Origin of the sequence: Pseudonocardia sp. P1 (assembly GCF_000178675.2) — a bacterium.
Taxonomy (GTDB): Bacteria; Actinomycetota; Actinomycetes; order Mycobacteriales; family Pseudonocardiaceae; genus Pseudonocardia.
In genome coordinates this window covers 3,854,374-3,876,159 of record NZ_ADUJ02000001.1, presented here as the reverse complement: position 1 = coordinate 3,876,159, position 21,786 = coordinate 3,854,374, and the positions used below count along the sequence as shown (strand labels likewise).

The 21,786-nt window shown below is 74.4% G+C and carries 22 protein-coding genes and 1 tRNA gene; 14 read left to right on the top strand and 9 right to left on the bottom strand.

What is annotated here, in order from left to right; all coding sequences use genetic code 11:
• The first annotated feature begins 326 nt into the window (after positions 1-326).
• The 6 genes from PP1_RS17765 to PP1_RS17740 all read left to right on the top strand — a co-directional run bounded on the left by PP1_RS17765 (position 327) and on the right by PP1_RS17740 (position 4,611).
• Entirely contained in the window at positions 327-932 is a 606-nt protein-coding gene (locus PP1_RS17765; RefSeq protein WP_139323994.1) for a hypothetical protein, read from the top strand.
• A gap of 118 nt (positions 933-1,050) precedes the next feature.
• Positions 1,051-1,425, top strand: a complete 375-nt coding sequence (locus PP1_RS17760; RefSeq protein ID WP_010225382.1) for a hypothetical protein — start codon at positions 1,051-1,053, stop codon at positions 1,423-1,425.
• Between the two features lie 89 nt (positions 1,426-1,514).
• Positions 1,515-2,168 (top strand): recombinase family protein, encoded by a 654-nt coding sequence (locus PP1_RS17755; protein WP_010225384.1) that lies wholly within the window; start codon positions 1,515-1,517, stop codon positions 2,166-2,168.
• A complete protein-coding gene (locus PP1_RS17750) occupies positions 2,165-3,517 on the top strand; it encodes a tyrosine-type recombinase/integrase (protein WP_010225386.1) in 1,353 nt (450 codons plus the stop codon). The genes PP1_RS17755 and PP1_RS17750 overlap by 4 nt, the downstream gene beginning before the upstream one ends.
• A 30-nt stretch (positions 3,518-3,547) precedes the next feature.
• Positions 3,548-3,793 carry a hypothetical protein gene (locus PP1_RS17745; protein WP_010225388.1) on the top strand — a complete coding sequence of 82 codons (246 nt, stop codon included), beginning with the start codon at positions 3,548-3,550 and terminating at the stop codon, positions 3,791-3,793.
• A 125-nt stretch (positions 3,794-3,918) separates the two neighbouring features.
• Positions 3,919-4,611, top strand: coding sequence for a hypothetical protein (locus PP1_RS17740; protein ID WP_010225391.1), 693 nt, complete (start codon positions 3,919-3,921; stop codon positions 4,609-4,611).
• Positions 4,612-4,868: 257 nt separating this feature from the next.
• Here PP1_RS17740 and PP1_RS17735 read toward each other — a convergent pair.
• The 6 genes from PP1_RS17735 to PP1_RS17710 all read right to left on the bottom strand — a co-directional run bounded on the left by PP1_RS17735 (position 4,869) and on the right by PP1_RS17710 (position 11,883).
• Positions 4,869-4,945, bottom strand: a tRNA-Thr gene (locus tag PP1_RS17735).
• Between the two features lie 68 nt (positions 4,946-5,013).
• Complete coding sequence (locus PP1_RS17730; protein WP_010225394.1) at positions 5,014-5,529, bottom strand: 2'-5' RNA ligase family protein; 516 nt, start codon at positions 5,527-5,529, stop codon at positions 5,014-5,016.
• Positions 5,522-6,673 (bottom strand): DNA polymerase III subunit delta', encoded by a 1,152-nt coding sequence (locus PP1_RS17725; RefSeq protein ID WP_010225396.1) that lies wholly within the window; start codon positions 6,671-6,673, stop codon positions 5,522-5,524. The genes PP1_RS17730 and PP1_RS17725 overlap by 8 nt, the downstream gene beginning before the upstream one ends.
• Entirely contained in the window at positions 6,670-8,631 is a 1,962-nt protein-coding gene (locus tag PP1_RS17720; protein WP_075314837.1) for a bifunctional MFS transporter/dTMP kinase, read from the bottom strand. Before PP1_RS17720 ends, PP1_RS17725 begins: the two co-directional genes overlap by 4 nt.
• Before the next feature lie 152 nt (positions 8,632-8,783).
• The gene (locus tag PP1_RS17715; RefSeq protein WP_139316931.1) at positions 8,784-9,365 is read right to left on the bottom strand and encodes a hypothetical protein; all 582 of its coding nucleotides are present in this window, start codon (positions 9,363-9,365) and stop codon (positions 8,784-8,786) included.
• Between the two features lie 103 nt (positions 9,366-9,468).
• Positions 9,469-11,883, bottom strand: a complete 2,415-nt coding sequence (locus PP1_RS17710; RefSeq protein WP_060574527.1) for a penicillin-binding protein — start codon at positions 11,881-11,883, stop codon at positions 9,469-9,471.
• A gap of 163 nt (positions 11,884-12,046) precedes the next feature.
• Here PP1_RS17710 and PP1_RS17705 point away from each other — a divergent pair, with 163 nt between their 5' ends.
• Together PP1_RS17705 and PP1_RS17700 are read left to right on the top strand one after the other, a co-directional pair.
• On the top strand, positions 12,047-12,421 hold the full coding sequence (locus PP1_RS17705; protein WP_010241696.1) for a WhiB family transcriptional regulator: 375 nt from the start codon (positions 12,047-12,049) through the stop codon (positions 12,419-12,421).
• A 24-nt stretch (positions 12,422-12,445) separates the two neighbouring features.
• Positions 12,446-13,141, top strand: a complete 696-nt coding sequence (locus PP1_RS17700) for a class I SAM-dependent methyltransferase (protein WP_010241695.1) — start codon at positions 12,446-12,448, stop codon at positions 13,139-13,141.
• 6 nt (positions 13,142-13,147) lie between these two features.
• Here PP1_RS17700 and PP1_RS17695 read toward each other — a convergent pair whose 3' ends face one another.
• Both PP1_RS17695 and PP1_RS17690 read right to left on the bottom strand, forming a co-directional pair.
• Positions 13,148-14,284: an ArsA family ATPase gene (locus tag PP1_RS17695; RefSeq protein ID WP_010241693.1), complete on the bottom strand. Its 1,137-nt coding sequence runs from the start codon at positions 14,282-14,284 to the stop codon at positions 13,148-13,150.
• Entirely contained in the window at positions 14,281-15,333 is a 1,053-nt protein-coding gene (locus tag PP1_RS17690; protein WP_010241691.1) for an ArsA-related P-loop ATPase, read from the bottom strand. The genes PP1_RS17695 and PP1_RS17690 overlap by 4 nt, the downstream gene beginning before the upstream one ends.
• A gap of 158 nt (positions 15,334-15,491) precedes the next feature.
• On the opposite strand from PP1_RS17690, the gene PP1_RS17685 reads away from it, so the two are divergent.
• Genes PP1_RS17685 through PP1_RS17670 form a run of 4 tightly spaced genes read left to right on the top strand, consistent with a single transcriptional unit; the run spans position 15,492 to position 19,231 of the window.
• Positions 15,492-15,662 (top strand): DUF4177 domain-containing protein, encoded by a 171-nt coding sequence (locus tag PP1_RS17685; RefSeq protein ID WP_010241690.1) that lies wholly within the window; start codon positions 15,492-15,494, stop codon positions 15,660-15,662.
• Complete coding sequence (locus tag PP1_RS17680; protein WP_010241688.1) at positions 15,659-16,114, top strand: RidA family protein; 456 nt, start codon at positions 15,659-15,661, stop codon at positions 16,112-16,114. Before PP1_RS17685 ends, PP1_RS17680 begins: the two co-directional genes overlap by 4 nt.
• A gap of 4 nt (positions 16,115-16,118) precedes the next feature.
• Positions 16,119-16,685, top strand: coding sequence for a hypothetical protein (locus PP1_RS17675; protein WP_010241687.1), 567 nt, complete (start codon positions 16,119-16,121; stop codon positions 16,683-16,685).
• Positions 16,686-16,738: 53 nt separating this feature from the next.
• On the top strand, positions 16,739-19,231 hold the full coding sequence (locus PP1_RS17670; RefSeq protein ID WP_075314838.1) for a hypothetical protein: 2,493 nt from the start codon (positions 16,739-16,741) through the stop codon (positions 19,229-19,231).
• Here PP1_RS17670 and PP1_RS17665 read toward each other — a convergent pair whose 3' ends face one another.
• Positions 19,232-20,128 carry a Gfo/Idh/MocA family protein gene (locus PP1_RS17665; RefSeq protein WP_010227952.1) on the bottom strand — a complete coding sequence of 299 codons (897 nt, stop codon included), beginning with the start codon at positions 20,126-20,128 and terminating at the stop codon, positions 19,232-19,234.
• A gap of 52 nt (positions 20,129-20,180) precedes the next feature.
• Between PP1_RS17665 and PP1_RS17660 the strand changes: the two genes are divergently transcribed.
• On the top strand, positions 20,181-20,990 hold the full coding sequence (locus tag PP1_RS17660; protein ID WP_010227950.1) for an NUDIX hydrolase: 810 nt from the start codon (positions 20,181-20,183) through the stop codon (positions 20,988-20,990).
• Complete coding sequence (locus tag PP1_RS17655) at positions 20,987-21,775, top strand: MBL fold metallo-hydrolase (protein WP_010227948.1); 789 nt, start codon at positions 20,987-20,989, stop codon at positions 21,773-21,775. Before PP1_RS17660 ends, PP1_RS17655 begins: the two co-directional genes overlap by 4 nt.
• Positions 21,776-21,786 lie beyond the last annotated feature (11 nt).

The window sequence follows — 21,786 nt, the reverse complement described above, 5'->3', positions numbered from 1 at the left end:
TTCGGCCCGGCCTCCTATAGGGGGCCGAACGTGACCGACCCGAGGGCCGAGCAACAAATAGAAGTAGAGAGTGGAATGGAGAAGACAAGATGAACGGTAAGAACCTATCCACATCAGGACCTATCCACAACCGTAATCACCGAAATATGCCGGACCATCGACGGTGTGCTGCTATGCTGACGGACGGAACTCGCCGGTGCCAGAAGCCCGCTCTCCTGGGCACGAACATCTGCCGCGAGCACGGGGGCAATGCCCCTCAGGTGAAGGCAGCGGCCAAGGCGCGTATCGAGAAGGCCGCCGACCGGTTGGCCCAACAGCTACTGGGCATGGCCGCTGACGATGAGCTGCCCCCGGCGGTGAAGCTCGGCGCGCTGAAGGACGCGCTGGACCGGGCGGGCCTGTCTCCTCGACAGGCTTTCGACGTGACCCACGAGCTGAAGCCCTACGAGCAGACCCTCCAGCGGCTCGAACGGGGGCCTCGCCCCGGCCGTGAGGCCGAGCCCGAGATCATCGACGCCGAGATCGTCGATGAAAGCTCCGCCGCCCCGGCTTGCGCGGGGTGTGGAGCGCAGTTCCCGGCCGAGCTACCGCCTCACCTGGACGCCTACCCCGAGTTCTGCCGAGACTGCCGCGACGCGGGCCTGGACTCCGCCCCGGCGTCTAGCGGCGCCCCCTCTGACGAGACCCGCGAGTCGAGCGGACCTGTCCCGGAGTCCGGGCCGAGGTACTCCGGCGAGGAGGCCCGTAGCGGGCCGCTGCCCGGCCGGGGGTACCCGTCGCCGGACGAGGCGCGGCAGGCCCGTACGCGCACAGCTAGGGACCCGGGCGACGCCCCCGGCGCCGGTGAGCACGGCTACGTCACCGCCGAGGAGGGCGCCCGCCTCGCCGCGCGGGACTACCGGCGCCCCCGCCCCAGGAAGCGGCGGGTGTAGCGGTATCGGTGCAGCTCAGGGGTTTGGGAGTGGAGTATCCAAAGTGGACGGTCTGGCGTACGGTTCGCGGCGTAAAGCGGAATTGTCCGTTTACGCCGCGACCTACCCAGGAGGACACATGAACGACTTCGCCACCGAGATCGCCCGAGTCGAGGACCTCGCCCCCGGCGACCTCATCGAGCGGCTGGGCCTGGGCTGGTTCGTGGTGATGCTCGTGGAGGTCGTCCGCGTGAGCGGGTTCCCGGGTACGGCGGTGCGGGTGGAGTTCGAGGGCTCGCCCGCCCGCCGCTACCTGCCGGGCTCGACCTTCAAGCGCCGGGTGGACGACGCCAGCCCGAGCCACCTCGACCACGAGGACATCACCTACGGCTCCTGCGACTGCGGAGCTACCGCAGCAACCTGCGACGCCAGCCGCGCGGGTTGCTGCGCCAACTGCGGTCACCCGGAAGCGGGCTGCCGGGAGTGCGAGCAGCTCGCCGGGGTGCAGTCGTGAGCCGCGCTAACGCTGCGCGCAAGGCGACCCCTCGCCGGGCGACCGGGAAGGCGAAGCAGCCCACGAGCGGCACAGCGAGGACCCTGCACGTGGTCGGCTACGTCCGGGTCAGTACCGAGGAGCAGACCCGGTCGGGCCACGGGCTCGGAGCCCAGCGCGACGCCATCGCGACCGAAGCCGAGCGCAAGGGCTGGGAGCTGGAGTGGGCCGTTGACGAGGGCGCCTCCGGCAAGCGCATCAACCCCCAGCTCCAGCGCGCGCTGGACCTCCTCGCCACCGGCCAGGCCGACGCGCTCGTCGTGTCCAAGCTGGACCGGTTGGCGCGGTCGGTCCTGCACGCCGCCGACATTATGGAGCTCGCCCGCCGACAGGGCTGGAACCTGATCGTGCTGGACATGGGGATGGACCTCTCCACCCCGCAAGGCCGCGCCCTGGCCCAGACGATGGCGGTGTTCGCGGAGCTGGAGCGCGAGATGATCGGCATCCGCACCAAGGAGGCGTTGGCCTCCGCCCGCAAGCGCGGTACGCGCTTGGGTCGCCCGCCCCTGGTGGAGACGGGCACGCGTCGCCGGATCGTGCAGATGCGGGAGGCGGGCGAGTCCTTCCGCGCTATTGCCCGGGCGCTGGAGGCCGACGAGGTGTTGTCGCCTACGGGGCGGCTGACCTGGCAGGAGTCCACCGTCCGGCGCATCTACCAGAGCACCGAGGCCCCGCCCCTCCCCTCTCTGCAGGAGCAGCAGTGAACATCCAGAAGGTTGAGCACAAGGCCCGCCGCGACGGACGCCCCGTCACCACCTACAAGATCCGCTACAAGGAGCGCGTACTCGACCCCACTACCGGGCAGCCCATCGGACAGCAGCGCAGCCGGTCGGAGACGTACCCCACGTACGAGGCTGCCAAGGAGCGCCGACGCGAGATCGAGAACCAGCGCGCCGCCACGGGCGCCGTAGTTGGCCGGGAGGCTCGACAGGAGCCGTTCGGCACGTTCGCGGCGATGTGGGTACGGGAGGCGCGGGACGCGGTAGCCCTGGGCGACCTCAAGCAGCGCACCGCAGACGACCGCGCAGCCGTGCTGCGGCGGTACGTGTTGCCCACCTTCGCCGGGCGGCCGGTCGGCGGTATCACCAAGCCCGAGGCCGCGGAGTTCCGCTCGGAGCTGATCGCACGAGGCCTCGCCCCCGCCACGGTCAAGGCCGCCTACGACACCTTCCGGCGGGTGTTGGAGATCGCCGTAGACAACGGCACCCTGAGCACCAACCCCGCCGAGCTACGGCGCAAGGCCGGTACTCGCTCCACCCGGTACGCGGCCGGGTTCGAACACCGCCCGCTGTCCCGCGAGCAGCTCAGCGCGGTCACCAACGCCACCCGCACCGAGCTGGACGCGCTGATGGTGTTGTTCCTGGCGTACTCGGGCGTGCGGGCGGCGGAGTTCGCCGGGCTGAACGTGGGGGACCTGGAGCTGCCCCCGCCCTCCTCCTCGCCTACTGACCCGGCGCCCGGAGGCGCCTACGTCCGAGTCCAGCGCACCCGTCAGCGGGTCGGCGGAGCCTGGCACGAGGACACCCCCAAGTCCGCCAAGTCGACGCGCCGGGTGCCCCTGCCGGCGGAGTTGGCCGGGCGGCTGCGGACGTACCTGACGGTGACGCACCCCCGGGCCGGTGAGCTCGACGCTCCGCTCTGGCCGGGGCGCCTACGTGGCGGCCACACGCACGGGCGCCAGACCGACCGCACCCGGCCGACCGGCACCCCGGACTGGACTCAGCCGGTTGAGCCGAGCCTGTTCTACAAGAACGTGCTGAAGCCCGCGCTGCGGGCGGCGGGGCTGCCCGCGTCGGCTCCGGGCGTGAAGGGCGTCCGCCTGCACGACCTGCGGCACACCTTCGCCACGCTCGCGCTCGACGCCGGGCACGACTACCGCGAGGTCAGTGAGTGGCTGGGCCACGCCGACTACACGACGACCCTGCGCACCTACGCCCACTGGCTCCCCGGCGAGGCCACCAACTCGATGCAGCTGCCGGACGCCCCGGCCCCGGCCCCTCGGGAGGCCTCGAACGTCGTCGACCTGGCCTCGCGGCGTCGCAACGTGAGCTAACCTCTTCGCACCGTTCCACCGGAGGTATGAATGGCCACAACCAAGCCCGGGAACAAGTCGATCAAGCTCAGCGGCGTTTCGCTGTGGGCGGCCGACGACGGCAACATCCACATCACGAGCGACGACCCCGACGCGCGCGGGCTCCTCCACACCTACGTCAACAACAACCCGGACTCCCAGCGGTACCACCCCGCCATGTACCGCCAGCTCGCCCGGCTCTTGGTGGCCCAGGGCAAGACGGTCCCCAACTGGGTCGACGACCGCGCCACCGACTAGTTCGGCCCCTACCGAACGCAGAACCCCGCCCCTCGGGTACTTCCGAGGTCGGCGGGGTTCTGTCGTGTACGGGACGGCTAGGAGGTCGCGATAGCCTCCCTCGGAACTCGATCGAGGGAGACGAAGTGGATCCCCAGCTGCTGACGGCGCTGATCTCAGCGGGCGCCGCCCTCGTCGGCGCGATCGTCGGTGCCCTCGCCACCACCCTGACGGCAAGGGCGCAACACATCAGGAGCATCCGAGCCGAGTCCCGGAAGAACGAGCGTACTCGCGAGTGCGCCGCCGCCGAGGCGTGTCGAGTCAAGATCGGAAGATTCGCTGACCTGACGGTCCTAGAACGAGACCGCAAGGGCGAACACGAAGACCAGTTCGCAGCCAGGCAGAACGAATGCCTTCAACTCGACAAAGAGTTGCGCGTCGAGGAGTTGCACCTACCGGACGAGGCGCGGAAGCGCGTCGCAACCGCTCGTGAGCTGCTGATGAACGCCAGCGATCTGGTTGTCAACGGCCACTTCTACGCAAGCGTCAGCGCGATCCGCACTGCCGTTGAAGAGCACATCGCCGAGGTGAGCGTCGCTGTCATTCGAGAGACCGAGGTGCCGGCGAGACCCGACCGCTTTCGACAGGCCTGCGTTGCGCTCAACAAGCACTATGAACTCCTCAACGAGATCTATGCAGAGGACCTGCACGACTACGAGGAGGCTGAGCGGAAGTGGCTCGCCGCAAACCCCGAGGCGGTTGAGCCTGCCTCCGCAGCGGAGCCCAAACTCGCCGGACTGCGCCGGAAGATCGCGAAGAAGGTCTCGCCAGACAAGTAGGTGGGTCACCAAGGCCAGGCGCGCCCGTGCCCGCCCCGGCGCCTACGGCTGCGGTGACGGCCCCGGCGAAACAGGGCTCGGAGCCTCCGGCAGCAGTTGATCATGCACGGAAAGTTACGCCAATCGTCACGCTCTGTAACCGCCATCCAGCGGCGCCCGCCCTCCCCTCTCGACGGGCGAGGGGTACGTCAGGGGTACGTAGCGACTCGACCCCGAACAGCAAAGAGCCCCCGGTAGCTGGGCTACCAGGGGCTTCGTGGAGCCGCCTGCGGGAATCGAACCCGCGACCTACGCATTACGAGTGCGTCGCTCTGGCCGTCTGAGCTAAGGCGGCGTGGTGCGGACCCAGTGTAGCGATCGCCCCGAGCCCCTCGTGCAGCACCCACCGGCGCCCGCGGACGGTCACCGGCCGAACGCGAACCGCGGTCCCGGCTCCCAGGGGCCCCCGTCGTAGCGCCACAGCGCGAGCCCGGTGACCGTCGCCTCCCACGGGACGAACCCGGCGGCGAGGTCGTCGTGCAGCGCGCGGGCGACGGCCGGATCGACCTTGTTCTGGACGGTCACGTGGAGATCGGACTTCCCGGCGTCCTGCCGGGTCAGCCGCTCCGCCCAGCGCGACGCCAGGTCGCGCCGCAGGGCGAGCAGCTCCGGACTGTCCACCGTGTACGCGACACCGCGGCCGAGCAGGCGCAGACCGGACACCCGGGCGGTGACGGGCTCCCGCTGCGCGGCGGCGGCGACGTCGTCGGTCACGGCGGTGGCCGTGTCGGCGGGCAGCGCGTGGAACAGCGTCAGGTGCGCGGCGAGGTGGTTGCGCTCCGGCGGGAAGTGCCGGGCCCGCAGGTCGTCGAGGTGACGCCGGCTGGGCTCGTCGAGCAGGGCGGTCAGGACGAGCGGCCGGTCGTCGCGGTCAGCCACGGTGCAGGGCCGTCATCATCGCCTCGACCGCGATCCGCGGTTTCACGTTCTGCTCGAGCGCGTCCCGGCAGGCCAGCACCGCCTCCAGCCTGCGCAGCGACGACTCCGGCCCCCACTCGGCGGCCGCGACACGGATCTCGCGGTCGCGGTCGGGGTTCGCCAGCGGGACCTGCGCGCCGGACGCGGCCACGATCGCGTCCCGGTAGAACCCGGCGAGGTCCACCAGCGCCCGGTCGAGGGCGTCGCGCTGCGTCCGGGTGGCCCGGCTCTTCTGCCGCTTCTCCAGGTCGCGCTCCGCGGCCTTCGCCGACCGGGCGGCCGACGCGGCGCCCTTCCCGGTGCCGCCGGCGCCCATCGCGACGGCGAGCTCCTCCCGCTCGGCCTCGTCGCGCGAGGCCCGCAGCTCCTCGGCCTCGCCCTCGGCCGACCGGATCAGCACGTCGGCGTGGAAGAACGCGTCGCCCAGCCGCCGCAGCCGGGTCGGCACGGCGAGGATCTCCTCCCGCCGGGACCTGGCCTGGGGGTCGCGGGCGAGGCGGCGGGCCCGGCCGACGTGACCGCCGCACACCGACGCCGCCCACTGCGCCTGCTCGGGCTCGATCCCGTCGCGGTCCCGCAGGACGCCCGCGACCGCCTCGGCGGACGGGCTGCGCAGCTGCACCGGGCGGCAGCGGGAGCGGATCGTGACCGGCACGTCCTCGGGGTGGTCGGACGGCGCGCAGAGCAGCCACACCGTCTCGGGAGCCGGTTCCTCGACCGCCTTGAGCAGCGCGTTCGACGCGCCCTCGGTGAGCCGGTCGGCGTCGGCGATGATCACGATCTGCCAGGTGCCGGTGGCCGGGCGGCGGGCCGCGAGCTGGACCAGGGCCCGCATCTCGTCGACCTTGATCGACAGGCCCTCGGGGTTGATCTCCCGCACGTCGGAGTGGGTCCCGGCCAGCGTCGTCCGGCAGGCCGCGCACTCGCCGCAGCCGTCGTAGGGGCACTGCAGGGCGGCCGCGAACGCCCGCGCCGCGTTCGACCGGCCGGACCCGGGCGGGCCGGTGAACAGCCAGGCGTGCGTCATCGCCGACGGGTCGGCGGCCGCCGCACCCAGCTCGGCGACGGCGGCGGGCTGGCCCACGACGTCGGCCCAGACGCTCACGGCGCCCCCTCCGTGATCCCCGCCTCCGGCAGCAACGGCAGCACCCCGTCGAGGACGCGGGCGGCCACGTCGTCCTCGGTGCCCGCGGCGTCGACGACGACCGAGCGCTGCGGTCCGTGCGCGGTCACCGTCCTCGCGAGCAGGCGCTGCACGCGGGCGTGCTCGGCACCCGCCACACCGGGCTCCGGCCCGGTCTCGGGCGCGCGGTCCAGCAGCACCGAGACGTCCGGGCGCAGCCCACCGGTGGCCCAGCGCGCCAGGTCCTCGAGCTCGCCGTCGTCCGGGCCGGTGCCGATCTGCTCGGCCGCGACGCCGAACCGGGCCAGCGGGCTGGCCATGAACCGGTCCACGACGACGACGGCGCCCCCGTCGAGCGCCGGCCGGACGACGCGCTCCACCAGGTCCGCCCGGACGGCCGCGGCCGCGAGCGCCCGGGCGCGCAGTCCCTCGAGATCGGCCTCGCGGGTCGCGGCGGCCCAGCGCGTCGCGTCGTGCTCGCCGGGGCCGGGATCGACGACCCGGTGCCCGCGCTCGCGCAACGCGGCGGCGAGCCGGCGGGCCTGGGTGACCGTCTCCTCGGGCGTCGCACCCTCGACGGCGACGAGCAGCCCCGTCCCGGTCCGCCGGTCGCCGGACCGCAGGGCCGCGACCAGGTCCCGGACCAGCGGCTCGAACCCGCGGTCGTCCATCTGCCGGTAGGCGACGGTGCCGACGACCGCGGCGACGATCCCGCCGCCCGCCAGCACGAACCGCGTGCCGTCGACGACGAACGCGGCGCCACCGATCTCGACCGTCCGGGTCGCGACGACCCCGACCACGATCGGTACGAGCGACATCGACCCGAGCAGCACCAGCCGCACCAGGGACTGGACGAAGGCGTTGATCCGGCCGCGGACCGCGTCGGCGACCTGGGTGCCGATGATCGTGAGGCCGGTGAGGAAGGCGATCCCGGCGAACCCCCCGACGAGCATCACCGCGGCGATCGCCATGAACAGGTGCACCGCGACGGCGACGACGACCAGCGACGCCCCGGCCGCGACGATCGCGGTGCCGAACAGCCGGTTGTGCGGCAGGCGACGGGCCAGCCGCGGCCCGATCCCCATGCCGATCGCGAGCCCGCCGAAGACGGCGACGAACAGCACCGAGTACGCGGCGTCGCCACCGCCGAGGCTGGCCGCGTAGAGCTTCGCGGTCGCGATCACGGCGCCGCCCGCGGTGAAGGCGCCGACGATGCCGATCACCAGCCCGCGGACCAGCGGGGTGTCGACGACGAAGCGGAACCCGTCGCGCAGCAGGAACAGCATCGACGGCGGCGCAGCGCGGCGGTCCGCGGCGGACGGCCGCCCGGAGATCTCCCGGACCCGGAAGAACACGACCAGCGCCGAGATCAGGAAGGCGAACGAGTTGACGAACAGCGCGACGTGGACGGCCGCCACCGGGTCCGCGTCGATCAGCGGGGCGACCTTGCTGACCAGCGCGAACAGCCCGGCACCGCCGACGACCGCGACCCCGTAGGTCACGATCAGCCCCAGCTGCGCGGCCGCCTCCATCTGGTCGGGGCGGCGCAGGAGGTTCGGGACCGCGGCGTCCTTCGCGGGGATCCAGAACATCGTGCACAGCTCGATGAGCAGGGTGACCAGCAGCAGCCACCACAGCGACCCGACGAACGGGATCGACGCCAGCAGCGCGAACTTCAGCAGGTCACAGGTGACCATCACCTTGCGCCGGTCGAAGCGGTCGGCGAGCACGCCGGCGAGCGGCCCGAACAGCAGCGACGGGACCAGCTTCGTCGCGACGACGCCGCCGAGCGCGAAGCTCTGCGCCGTGTACCCGGCCTGCGCGGTGAGGTGGGTCGCGAGCGACGTGAGCGCGAGCAGCGACATCCACTCGCCGGTCGAGGTCAGGATCGTGACCGACCAGAGGCGGCGGAACGCGGGGATCGCCAGCACCGACGACACGCGGTGTGCGGTGGGGGCCGGCTGCGGCGACTCGGGGGACGCGATCGCGGCTCACCTCCTGACGTGCCCGGCCGGACGGCGTGCACCGGACGGCCCGTCCGGGTCCCAGGGTAGTCGGGCGGTCCGACATCCCTCGGACGGGAGCGACGGCCTCAGACGATCGTCGACAGCGTCTGGACGAGGATCACCAGGAAGACGGCCACGAAGAACAGCGTGAACACCCGCGCGCCGGTGCGGCCACGGGTGAGCCGGGAGAAGCCGATCAGGCCGGGGTCCAGGTCCACCGGGGGACGCGCGGAGACCGCGGGCGGCCGGTACACCGGGCCGTCGATCCTGCTCGTGGACGGGCGCGGGCGCCGCGGGGCGGGGAGTCCCGGGACCGGGCCGGCCGGGGCGCGGCGGGGTGCGGGCGGGGACGGTGTCCGGGACGGCGGGGGATCGGGCGGGCCCGCCGGGCGACGCGGGCCGGGGACGGGGTCCCGGGCGGTCGCCCCGGACCCCGCGGTGCCCGTCCCGGTCTCCTCCGGTTCCGCGGTCTCCGCCGGCTCTCCGGCGGTTCCGGGCTCTGCCGCATCCGCTCCCCCCTCGGGGGCCACGGCCTCCGGCACCGCCGTCCCGGCGCGCTCCCGGGCGAGCCGGGACGCCTCCCGTTCCGCGACGAGCCGCGCCACGCCCCAGCGCCCGTCGTCGGCGGGGCCGGGCGCGGTACGCCTGCTCCTCCACCGCACGGCCATGCCCGCATGCTAGGCCCGGACCAGCGCATTCGTCTCGGTACGACACCGGACACGGCCCGGCACACCCCGGCCGGGTGACGGACCGGACCGCCCGGATCCGGGGTCAGCCGCCGTCGGGCGGCGGGCCGCCCTCACCGCCACCGTCGCCGCCGTTCGGGTCGCCGTTCGGCGGCTGCCCCTCGTTCGGGGGCGGCGGCCCGCTCGGCCGGCCCGGCGGCGGAGGCGGCGCCGGCACGCTGCCGCTGCTGACCTGCAGGGTGACCTGTTCGCCCGGCAACGCCGCGCCCCGCGGCTCCTGCCCGACGACGGTCCCCTCCGGAGCCCGGTTGTCCACGGTGCGGCTCGTGACCTGCCAGCCCTGGCCCTCCAGCTCGCCCCGGGCCCCGTCGATCGACCGCCCGACGACGTCCGGGATCCGCGACTCGGCCCCGCCGTCGAGGTAGCGCGGGTCGGTCGGGGGCAACGGCGTCGGCGGTGTCCCCGCCAGGAGCGGCGTCACGGCGCCGTACCAGGTCCGGGCGGGCGTCTTGCCACCGAAGATGTTGCCGTTGCCGCAGGCGAACGGGGCGCCGCCGCCGTCGCACAGCGGTCGCGGCGAGTTCGAGTTGTCGAAGGTGATGACCGCGCCGGCCATCTCCGGCACCGCGCCCATGAACGCCGCCGACTTGTGCTGCTGGGTCGTCCCGGTCTTGCCCGCCATCGGCCGGTTCCAGCCCGCCGCGCGGGCGGCCGCGGCCGAGGTGCCGCTGATGTCGTCCTTGCTCATCCCCGTCACCAAAGTGTTGGCCAGGGCGGGATCGACGGCCTGCTGGCACGGCTCCTCGGTGATCGGCACGTTCTCGCCGTTCGCGTCGGTGATCGTGTCGATCGGCGTCGGCGGGCACCACTTGCCCTGCGAGAACAGGGTGGCGCCGACGTTCGCCAGCTCCAGCACCGACGTCGGCGTCACGCCGAGCGTGAACGACGCCAGCTTCTGTTCCTTGATCACCTCGGCGATCGAGCGGTCGGTGCGCTCGCCGCTGCCGGGGTCGACGAACGGCGTCGTCGCCAGCGACTTCATCCCCAGCCGGACCGCCATGTCCACGACGTCCGGGACGCCGGTGAACTCCTCCAGCTTGATGAACGCGGTGTTCGGCGACTGCGCCAGCGCGTCGGTCATGCTCATCCGCGGGGGCAGTCCCTCGCTGGCGTTGCCGACCGGGATCGGGCGCCCGCTGCCGTCGACGTAGATCGGCGACGCGTAGCCCGACGGCGGCACCTGCATCGAGTAGTTGATGCCGAGGCCCTTCTCCAGGGCCGTGGCCGCCGTGAACATCTTGTACGTCGATCCGGCACCCAGGTTGACCGGCTGGTACGGCAGGCCGTAGCTGGTCTCCTCGGCGTCGGCGTCCAGCCCGAACGTCCGGCTCGATCCCATCGCCAGCACGCGGTGCTGGTCCTGGCCGGGCTGCACCAGCGACATCACGTTGGCGACGTTCGGGGTGTCCGGGGCGACCTCCTTGTCCAGCGAGCGCTTGACCTCCGTCATGGCGCGCCGGTCCAGGGTGGTCTTGATCGTGTAGCCGCCCCGGGTGATCTGCTCCTCGGAGAAGCCGGCCTCGGTGAGGTACTGGACGACGTACTTGCAGAAGAAGCCCATGTCACCGGCACCGTTGCAGCCGTTCGGCACCCGGACCAGCGGGTTCGCGACGCCGAGCGGCGAGGCCGTTGCCTGCTTCGCCTGGGCGTCGTCGATCATCCCCTGCTGGCGCATCTGCTCGATGACCAGGTTGCGCCGCTGGAGCGCGGTGTCCGGGTTCCGGACCGGGTCGAACCGGGTGGTCGACTGGACCATCCCGGCGAGCATCGCCGCCTGCGGGACCGTCAGCTTGTCCGGTGTGGTGTTGAAGTACGTCCGCGCGCCGGCCGCGACCCCGTAGGAGCCGTTCCCGTAGAAGACGATGTTGAGGTAGCGGTTGAGGATGTCGTCCTTGGACAGCTGGCGCTCCAGCTGCAGCGCGACCCGGGCCTCCTTCAGCTTCCGGGCCGCCGTCTGCTCGGTCGCCTTCAGCCGCTCCGCCTCGGTCCGGGCGTCCACGTAGAGCATGTAGTTCTTCACGTACTGCTGGGTCAGCGTCGAGGCACCCTGCACGACGTCGCCCGAGGTCGAGTTCGCCACGACCGCGCGCAACGTGCCCTGCCAGTCCACGCCCTGGTGGTCGTAGAACCGGCGGTCCTCGATCGCCAGCGTCGCCGCCTTCATGGCCGGCGAGATCTGCTCGTTCCCGACCTCGGTGCGGTTCTGGTCGAAGAGGTACGCGAGCGGGCGGCCCTCGGAGTCGGTGACGGTCGTCGTCAGCGGGGCCGGGTTGTTCACCAGGTCCACCGAACTGGACGTGACGCTGTCCCCGGCCGCGTTGGACAGCACGCCGATGCCGCCGGCCAGCGGGAACGCCATTCCCGCAGTGACCACACCGAGCAGGACGCACAGGCCCGCGAGGACGCCGAGCGGGCGGAGCAGGCGGCGGGGGAACCTCACGAGGACCAACCCTACGGCGCCGGAGGTCAGGAATCCGTCAGGTCGGCGTCCCCCGGGTTGCGTAGTTTTGCGCGCTGCCCCGTGCACCCTCCGTTTCCGAGAATCGACGGGAGTCCACCGCGGGCCCCGCAGGCGCCCGCCCGTACCCGCCGAGGTGCCGACGATGACCGAGCAGAACGTCACCCCGATCGACGCCCGCCGCGCCGGCAGGCCCCGGCTGCGCCCCGCGGGACGGCGCCCGGCCGGTCCGGTCTGGAACTGGCGGGTCGCCGCGCGATGCCGGACCGGGGACGCCGAGGACCTCTTCGTCACCGGCGCCCGCCAGCGCGAGGCCCGCGGGTTCTGTCACTCCTGCCCGGTCCGCACCGAGTGCCTGGCCCACGCCCTCGACCAGCAGGTCGAGTTCGGGGTGTGGGGCGGGATGACCGAGCGGGAGCGGCGGGCGGTGCTGCGCAGGCGTCCGGACGTCGCCGACTGGGCGGGGCTGCTCGGCCGGGCGCGCAGCGACCACTACTCCGGACGCACACGCGGGGCATGATCGGCTGCTCGCTACGGTCGTCCCGTGCAGACCACCGAACGGCTCGGGTTCCTGTCCGATCTGTACCGGGCCCACGCCGGCGACCTGTCGGCCGTGATCACCCGGCAGCGGGCGTTCCTCGCGGAATCGCCGTCGGTGACCCCGCAGCTCGACGACGTCGAGGCCGAGCTGACCTACCTGCTGCTGCGGCACCACCGGCCGTCGCACGTGGTGGAGATCGGCACGTTCTTCGGCTGGTCGACCACCTGGATCCTGTCCGCGCTGCAGGACAACGACCACGGGCACCTGCACTCGTTCGACCTCGTCGACCACGTGCGCCGCACCGTGCCGCCCGCGCTGGCCGGCGACCGCTGGACGTTCCACCAGGGAGACCTGCGGGACACCGTCGGCGAGCTGCCGGACGACACCGGCTACCTGTTCGTCGACGCCGACCACGGGCGCCGGTTCGGCCGCTGGTACCTGGAGAACCTGTTCCCGCGGATCGCGCCGGGCACCCCGGCGAGCGTGCACGACGTCTTCCACCTGCGGTGGGCCCGTCCCTTCACCGAGGGCGCCGAGGTCCTGCACTGGCTGCGCGAGCGCGACACCGGCTGGTTCACCGCCGCGCGGGCCGCGGCGCGGGAGAACCTGCGGGAGCTCGACGCGGTGCGCGCGGAGGTGGGGATCACCGGGGCCCGGGGGACGACCCGGAACCCGATGATCTTCTTCGAGATGCCCTGACCCGGGTCAGCTCCCGGTCGCGGCGGTCCCCGCCGGGGCCTCCCCGGCCAGCAGGCCACCGACCCGCCGCAACCCGTCCAGGTCGGCGATGTCCCCGGCCAGCGACGGCACCCGCACGACCGGCACCGACGGGTGCGCGGCCGAGAACCGGGTGAGCAGGTGCTCCTCCCGCTCGTGCAGGTCCGCCCGGTCGGCGTGCAGCCGCAGCACGGCCGCCGCGATCTGCGAGCCGGGCCCGCCGACCTGCTCGGCGGCGGCCCGGGAGCGCGCCGCCGACACCGGCGCGAGCACCGGGTGGGTCCGGTTCAGCACCAGACCGGCGAGCGGCATGCCCTCCGACGACAGCCGGTCGGTGAAATACGCGGCCTCCCGCAGCGCGTCCGGCTCCGGCGCGGCGACGACGAGGAACGCCGTCCCCGGCGAGCGCAGCAGCGCGTAGGTCTTGTCGGCACGCTCGGCGAACCCCCCGAACAGGGTGTCGAAGGCCTGCACGAACGCCGACGCGTCCTGCAGCATCTGCCCGCCGATGATCGTCCCGACAGCCTTGGCGAACAGCCCGAACCCGGCCTCGACGATCCGGCGCAGACCCCGCCCGCCGGCCTTCGCCGGTGCCGCGAGCAGCTTGATCATCCGGCCGTCCAGGAACCGGGACATGCGCTGCGGCGCGTCGAGGAAGTCGAGCGCCGAGCGCGACGGCGGCGTGTCGACGACGACCAGGTCCCACGTCCCGGCGGCGACGAGCTGGCCCAGCTTCTCCATCGCCATGTACTCCTGCGTGCCGGAGAACGACGAGGAGACGACCTGGTAGAAGGGGTTCTCGATGATCTTCTGCGCCTTCTCGGGCGGCGCGTGCCCCTGCACCATCTCGTCGAAGGTGCGGCGCATGTCCAGCATCATCGCCGCGAGCTCGCCGGTCGCCACCGGGACGGGCGCCGGGTCGTTGGAGAGCTCGTCGAGCCCGAGCGCCTGCGCCAGCCGGCGGGCGGGGTCGATGGTGAGGACCACGACCTGACGGCCCCGCTCGGCCGCGCGGAGCGCCAGTGCCGCCGACGTCGTCGTCTTGCCCACGCCGCCCGACCCGCAGCACACGACGACACGGGTGTCCGGGTCGTCGATCAGCGCGTCGATCTCCAGCTCGCTCATCGCCGGGCCTCCAGGTGCACGCCCTGTGCGGTCATCGACTCCGCCAGCTCGTAGAGCGACCCCAGGTCGACGCCGCCGAGCAGGGCGGGCAGCGTCAGCCGGGGCAGCGGCGGGTCGGGTTCGGTGTCCAGCCGGCGCAGTGCCGCGGTCTCCCCCGCGACGGCGACGGCGTGCTCGACGGTCTCGGCGACCAGCCCGTCGATCTCGTCGGGCGCCAGCTCGATCCCGGCGCTCTGCAGGCCGTTGCGGATCCGGCCGGCGTCGACCCGGCCCCCGGCGGCGGCGGTGACCGACCGGTCCGGCAGCCACTGCTCCCGCATCCGGTTCACCACGACGGAGCCGAGCGGGATACCGGCCCGGTCCAGCTCGGCGACGGTGTCGAGGGTCTCGGTGACGGGCAGGTCGGACAGCAGCGTGACCAGGTGCACCGCGGTGAGCGGGGAGTGGATCAGCTGGTCGACGCCCTTGGCCTGACCGTGGATCGGGCCGACCTTGGCGAGGTCGGCCATCGCCTTGGTGACGTCGAGGAACGTCACCAGGCGACCGGTCGGCGGCGCGTCGAGGACGACGGCGTCGTAGGCGGGCCGCCCGTCGGCCTCGGTGCGGGTGACGCACTCCTTCGCCTTGCCGGTGAGCAGGACGTCCCGCAGGCCGGGGGCCAGCGTCGTCGCGAACTCGATGGCGCCCATCCGGCGCAGCGTCCGGCCTGCCATCCCGAGCCGGTAGAACATCTCGAAGTACTCGAGCAGCGCGGCCTCGGTGTCGACGGCCAGCGCACGCACCTCGCCACCGCCCGCGGCGACCGCGATGCGGCGTTCCTCGTAGGGCAGCGGGGCGGTGTCGAAGACCTGGGCGATGCCCTGCCGGCCCTCGACCTCGACCAGCAGCACCCGCTTCCCGCCGGTGGCCAGTGCGAGCGCCAGGGCAGCCGCCACCGTGGTCTTGCCGGTGCCGCCCTTGCCGGAGACGACGTGCAGCCGCGCGTGCGCCAGCTCGTCGGGCCAGGGCGCGGGGCGGGCCGTGGATTCGGGGTGGACGGTCGACGTCACGCGATCAAGCGTACGGAGTGGGCGCGCGAGCGGCCCGGTGGCGAGGCGGGCCCCACACGCGCGCCCCGTTGGGCCGCCACACGGACGTCCGTCGCAGCGGGACGGCCATCCGCCGTCCGGGGCGGCCCGGCGCGGTCCGGACGGGTTAGAGTCCGCGCATGAGCTCCCCGGTCGTGAAGTGGGAATACCTGACCGCCCCCCTGCTGATCCACAACACCAAGGCGATCCTGGACAACTTCGGCCAGGACGGTTGGGAGCTGGTCACGGTGACGGCGGGCGCCAACGCCGAGCAGCTCGTCGCGTTCTTCAAGCGGCCGGTGCAGCAGTGAGTGCACTCGCCCGCCTGAAGGACCTGGGGCACGCCCTGCCCCCGGTCGCGGCGCCGGCCGGTGCCTACATCCCGGCCCGGCGCAGCGGGAACCTCGTGTTCACCGCGGGCCAGGTGCCGTTCGTGGACGGCGTGGTCGCGGCGACCGGCAAGGTCGGCGCCGAGGTGTCGGCCGAGCAGGCCTACGACCTGGCCCGGATCTGCACGCTGAACGCGCTCGCCGCCGTCGACGCCCTGGTCGGGCTGGACTCCGTCACCGGCGTCGTGAAGGTGGTCGGGTTCGTCGCATCGGACCCGTCCTTCACCGGGCAGCCCGGTGTGGTCAACGGCGCCTCCGACCTGCTCGGCGAGGTGTTCGGCGAGTCCGGCGCGCACGCCCGGTCCGCGGTCGGCGTGGCGGTCCTGCCGCTGGACGTGCCGGTCGAGGTGGAACTGCTCGTCGAGGTCGGCTGAGGCCATGACCACCGTCGCCGCCGCGCCGGCCGCGCACGAGCTGCTCCTGCGGCTCGCCGGCCGGGTGCCCGACGAGCTGCTGTGGCGGCTGCGTGACTGGGTCGCCGCCGGCGACGACGAGGCGATCGGCGCCGTCCTCCCGCGGACCCTGCTGCGGCACCGGATCGGCCTGACCGACGACGAGCGCGAGCTGCTGTCCGCGGTCGTCCCGTCCGGCTCGGCGTCGCACCGGCTGGTCGGTGCGGTGCTGGCCGGGGCGGAGCCGGTGCCGCCGTCGTTCGGTCCGGGTGAGCCGGACCTGGCCGCATGGTCGGCCCTGTCGGTGCTCCGCGACGACGCCCGCGAGCTGCTGCTCGCCGTCCGCGGCGACGGCGCCCGGGTCGTCCTGGTCCGTGGTGCGGAACGGCCGCACCTGCTGACCGCCGGTCTGCAGCGGCTGCTGCGGGTGCACGGCGAGCGCGTCCCGAAGGTCGAGGTGTGGGCCGGCGACCGGCCCCCGAGCCCGTACCACGAGGCGGCGTGTGCGGCCGCCACGTCGCTGTGGAACCGGCCGCCGGTGCCCACCGGCTGAGCCGACCGCCCGCGGTCCGTCCGCGCTCACGGCCCGCCCGCGAAGGAGGCCCCATGTCCGACCCCACGTACCGGCTGCTGCTCGAGCTGGCCGGCCGGGTGGACGACGACCTGCTGGCCACCGGGCGGGAGCTCGTCACCGTCGGCGAGGAGGGCCACGCGCTGGAACTGCTGGTGGCCGAGCTGGTCGCCGGGCGGGTGGTGCTGCCGTCCGCGGTGCGCCGCGAGCTGGTCGCCGAGGCCGGCACCCGGCGCATCCAGCCGGACGCCGACCGGTTCCTGCCCCGCGGCGGACCGGGAGCGGACACCCCGCACCGGTTCACCGGCGACGGCCCCACCGACGAGATCGCCCGGGCCCTCGCGGGGGTCACCGCCCCCGACGACGGCTGGATGCTGGCGTGGCGGGTCACCCCGGCCGGGTCGGCGCCCGGGCCGCTCCCGCATCCCGTGCTGCTGGGCCGCACCCACGGCGACGGGTCCGCCGAGGTGCTGACCTACCGGGCACAGTCGGCGCTGGCCGGGGCCGGGATCGCGGCCTCGGTCGAGGTGCGCGGCGACGGCGACCCGGACACGCCCTACCACCGGGCCGCCCGTGAGGTGGCCGTGCCGGTGCACGCCGGGCCGGGTCCGGTCCCGGACGGGCCCGCTCCGGTGGTGGCCGGTGGATCCGGCGCCGCCACCGTGGCGACGGCCGAGCCGGCGTCCGAGGCGGTGGCCGAGCCGGTGGCCGGGTCGGAGGCCGAGTCGGTGGCCGGCCCGGCGATCGCGTCCGCGTCCGAGGACGTGGCCGATCGCCCCGGACCGGTCGCTCCGTCCACTCCGTCCCTTCCGCCGGTTCCGTCCATGACGGACGGGCTCGTCCGTCGACGACCCGGCCGGTCCGTCGAGGACGCCGAGGACGGTCCCTTCGCCACGCCCGCCGCCGTCCCGGCCGACAACAGGTCGGACGACGACGTGGCCGACCATCCCGCCGACGATCTGGCCGACGACCTGGCCGGCAGGCATGCCGCCGAGTTCACCGACGATCTCGCCGGTGCCGATCACGACGCGAGCTCCGGGTACGGCGGTCCCGGTCCCCGCCGGGGCACGGGCGGGTTCCCCCGCGGCCGGGCCGACACCCCGGCCGTCCCGGTCGACGACGCCGCCCCGGGCGGACGCACCGGCCCGGCCGGCCGGATCGACACCACCGGCGACCTCCCGTCCGGCACCGGGACCCCACCCGGCGCGGGCACCTTCGACACCGGCCACACCCCTCCACCCCCGGAGGAGCACCGCCCGGTCACCTCCCCGCCGCCCGAGCCCGCGGCGGCCGACGAGCCGCTGCACCCGGCACCGCGGCCGTCGCCGCCGATCCGCGCGCTGCGGGAGGCGACGTCCGGCGACTGGTTCGACGACGCCGACGCCGACGCCGACGACCACCAGGAGCCCGCCGCCCCGTCCGGTGCGGACCACGGCACGGGGCCCGGGGACACCACCGCGGACCCACCCGCACACCGCGCGGCACCGGACGACGTCCCCGACGACGGGACGCCCACGCCGGTCTCCGGGTCCCCTGCCACCGGTCCCGTGACCGCATTCGCGGCCGCGACCACCACGGACGACCGGGACGACGTACCCCCGCAGCCGGAGTCGTCGGGACACCGGGACGGATCTCGGGTGAACGGTGCGCCCGTGGCGCTCCCGGCACGCCCGGCCGGCACCGGACCGGGCGGCACCGGCGACCGGTCCGACGCCGGCCCGTCCGGCGGGACGGTCGCGCCGGACGGCGCCACCCCGGACGACCCGGCGGATGCCGGCCCGACCGCCCGGCCGGCGCCGGCACCCGCTCCGGCACCCGTGCCGCCGGTCCCCCCGGCACCCCTTCCGCAGTCGCCCGCAGCGCCGCCGCCACCGGCTCAGCCGGAGCCGGCCCTCCGGACGGGAGTCCCGCAGGCCCCGGCGCCGCATCCGCCGGCTCCGCAGGAGCCGGTCGCGCAGGAGCCGGTCGCCGCCCCGGCCCCACCGATCGGCCGGGCGGCCCCGGGCCCGGCACCGTCGAACGGCGCCGTCGCGCCGCTGCGGCCCCGGTCGAACGGCCGGCCGGCACCCGTCCCCGCGGCCGACGAGGACGCCTGGATGCGGGACTGGGCCTCCGGCGCCTGGGTCGGAGAGACGGCCCCCGCCGAGACGGGCACCGACCCGCGGCCGGCCCCGGCCGCGGAGGGCGCCGAGATCGACGCCCCGACCCCGCCGCCCGGGACGCCGATCGTGCAGGCGCCCGCCGTGCCGCCGTCGACCGGCGGTACGGACGGATCGCACCGCCCCCGGCACCTGCTCCTGACCGAGGGCCCCGACGCCCCGGCCGGCGGGGCGCCCGCCGACGACGATCCGCGACCGAGCCCCCAGCCGCGTCCCGCGCCGGAGCCCGCCGCGGCCGGTGCGCTCGCGGAGCGGCTCAGTCCGACCGAGCAGGACCTGCTGCAACGCCTCCACGAGGAGCTCGCCGCACGGGAGAGCGGTGGCGAGCCGACCCCGCGGAACGGGACCGCCCGGACCGACCGGAACTGATCAGCCGGCGGCCCGCACGATCTCGTCGACGATCCGCTGCAGGTGCAGGGCGCGGGCGGCGTCGACGGGCAGCCGCGGGTCCCCGGCCTCGACCGCGTCGGCGAGGTCGTCGAGCAGGCTCGCGTAGCAGGCGACAGCGTCGGCCGGGCGGGAGTCGAGCGCTGTCCGGCCCCGGCCGTCCGGGCCGAGACCTCCGGTGATCGCGATCTCGAAGTCGGTCGGCTCGACCGGCGTGCGCAGCGACAGGACGAGCGAACTGCGGGCGCCACCGGAGTGCTGCAGCCCGATCCGCCACAGGTCCGGCTCGTCCCGCCGGGCCTGCTCGACGCCGGTGACCGGGCCGAGTGCCGCGTCGAGCAGGTCGATCACGTGCGGCCCGACGTCGAGCAGCGCGCCGTGCTCGGCCCGCCACTGCGACGACGCGAACGGCCCGCCGAGCAGCGCCCCGGACAGCCAGCGCGCCGTCCCGACCGTCCCCGGACCGTGCGGGCCCTCGGGGACCGCATCGAGCCAGGCGCGGATCGCCGGGTCGAACCGCAGCGTCAGCACGGTCGCGGAACAGACACCGGCGTCGGCGATCGCGGTGGCGGCCCGCTCGGCGGCCGCCAGGTCCGCGGCGAGGGGTTTCTCCAGCACGAGATGCCGTCCCGCGGCCGCGGCGACGGGCACCAGCTCGCCCTGGGCCTGCGGCGGGACGGCGAACGCGACGGCGTCGCACGCGTCGACCAGGTCGTCGAACGTCGCGTGCACCGGCCCGCCGGTGATCGCCGCGACCTCCGCCGCGGCCTCCGGGCGCCGGGCCCACACCCCGGCGGGTGTCCACCGCCGGTGCCCGGCGATCGCGGGTGCGTGCACGGTGCGGGCCCACGGCCCGGCCCCGACGAGTCCGATGCGCATGCGGGCATTCTCACCATCGGACCGGCGTGATCGTGACCTAGGGTCGGCGGTCATGAGCACCGCAGCTCCGACGACGGCGCAGCCGGTCGAGCCGAAACCCGCCGCGACGGTCCTGCTCGTCCGCGACGCGCCGGACGGCGGACTGGAGGTGTTCCTCCAGCGCAGGGTGGCCGGGATGGCCTTCGCCGGCGGCATGACCGTGTTCCCCGGCGGCGGTGTCTCGCCCGACGACGTCCCGGACCCCGCCCGCTGGCGCGGCCCGGAGCCCGCCCGGTTCGGCACCGCGTTCGGGCTCCCCGAACCGCAGGCCGCCGCGCTGGTCACCGCCGCCGTGCGGGAGACCTTCGAGGAGTGCGGGGTGCTGCTGGCGTCCCGACCCGGGGCCGAGCCCGGCCCCGACGGGCTCGCGGCCCACCGTCGCGACGACCTCGTCGGACGGCACGCGACGCTGCCCGCCCTGCTCGCCGAGCACGACCTGGAGCTGCGCGCCGACCTGCTGGTGCCGTGGGCCCGCTGGATCACCCCGCCGCGGAACCCGAAGCGCTACGACACCGCGTTCCTGGTCGCCCGGCTGCCCGAGGGCCAGGTCGCCGACGACGCCACGACCGAGGCCGTCGAGGCGCGCTGGTGGACCCCCGCCGCGGCACTCGCCGGGTACGAGGCCGGCGACGTCGCGCTCATGCCCCCGACCCTGCACACGCTGCAGGACCTGGGCCGGCACGGATCGGCCGCCGCGGTGCTCGACGCCGCCGTCCACCGCGAGATCGAGCCGATCACCCCCGAGGTGCGCCGGGAGGGCAAGGTCGTGACGATCACGCTGCCCGGCGACCCGGACTGGCGATACGAGGAGGCACGCACGTGAGCCACCCGCTCTACGGCAGCCTGCGCGCGGTGCACCCGCTCGCGTCGGTGCTGCTGCAGGACAACCCCGGCCCGATGACGCTGGACGGCACCAACACCTGGGTGGTCGCGGTGCCCGACTCCGGGCAGCGGATCGTCGTCGACCCCGGGGAGGACGACGGCACCCACCTGGAGGCGCTCGCCGACGGTGCCCCGGTCGCCGCCGTCGTCCTCACCCACCGGCACCACGACCACGCCGGCGGGGTCGGTCGCTTCGTCGAGCTGACCGGCGCCCCGGTCTACGCCGCGGACCCGTCCCTCGCGGTCGGCACCGACCCCCTCACCGACGGCACGGTGATCGCCGGGGCGGGCGTGGAGCTGACCGTCATGACGACGCCGGGACACACGTCCGACTCGGTGTCGCTGCTGCTCGAGGGGCCCGGATCGGACGGGCCGGCGCTGCTGGCCGGCGACACCGTCCTGGGGCGGGGGACGACCGTGATCGCGCACCCGGACGGCGCGCTGGGCCCCTACCTGGAGTCGTTGCGCCGCATCGCCGAGCTGCCGGCGGGGACCCCGCTGTTCCCCGGGCACGGGCCGGAGCTCCCGGACGCCGCGGAGATCGCGAACGCCTACCTCGCGCACCGCGAGCAGCGGCTGGACCAGGTGCGCGCGGCCCTGGAGGAGCTGGGGCCGGAGTCGACGGCGCGGGACGTCGTCGAGGTCGTCTACGCCGACGTCGACACCTCGCTGTGGGACGCCGCCGAGCTCTCGGTGCGCGCCCAGCTGGACCACCTGCGCGGCTGACCCGGCCCGTC

What these genes read in the sequence shown, in the direction of transcription:
- PP1_RS17660 (WP_010227950.1), top strand. Translation starts at nt 20,181, where the DNA reads ATGAGCACCGCAGCTCCGACGACGGCGCAGCCGGTCGAGCCGAAACCC.
- PP1_RS17765 (WP_139323994.1), top strand. Translation starts at nt 327, where the DNA reads ATGGCCGCTGACGATGAGCTGCCCCCGGCGGTGAAGCTCGGCGCGCTG.
- PP1_RS17685 (WP_010241690.1), top strand. Translation starts at nt 15,492, where the DNA reads ATGAGCTCCCCGGTCGTGAAGTGGGAATACCTGACCGCCCCCCTGCTG.
- PP1_RS17715 (WP_139316931.1), bottom strand. Translation starts at nt 9,365, where the DNA reads ATGGCCGTGCGGTGGAGGAGCAGGCGTACCGCGCCCGGCCCCGCCGAC.
- PP1_RS17665 (WP_010227952.1), bottom strand. Translation starts at nt 20,128, where the DNA reads ATGCGCATCGGACTCGTCGGGGCCGGGCCGTGGGCCCGCACCGTGCAC.
- PP1_RS17670 (WP_075314838.1), top strand. Translation starts at nt 16,739, where the DNA reads ATGTCCGACCCCACGTACCGGCTGCTGCTCGAGCTGGCCGGCCGGGTG.
- PP1_RS17675 (WP_010241687.1), top strand. Translation starts at nt 16,119, where the DNA reads ATGACCACCGTCGCCGCCGCGCCGGCCGCGCACGAGCTGCTCCTGCGG.
- PP1_RS17695 (WP_010241693.1), bottom strand. Translation starts at nt 14,284, where the DNA reads ATGAGCGAGCTGGAGATCGACGCGCTGATCGACGACCCGGACACCCGT.
- PP1_RS17705 (WP_010241696.1), top strand. Translation starts at nt 12,047, where the DNA reads ATGACCGAGCAGAACGTCACCCCGATCGACGCCCGCCGCGCCGGCAGG.
- PP1_RS17745 (WP_010225388.1), top strand. Translation starts at nt 3,548, where the DNA reads ATGGCCACAACCAAGCCCGGGAACAAGTCGATCAAGCTCAGCGGCGTT.
- PP1_RS17760 (WP_010225382.1), top strand. Translation starts at nt 1,051, where the DNA reads ATGAACGACTTCGCCACCGAGATCGCCCGAGTCGAGGACCTCGCCCCC.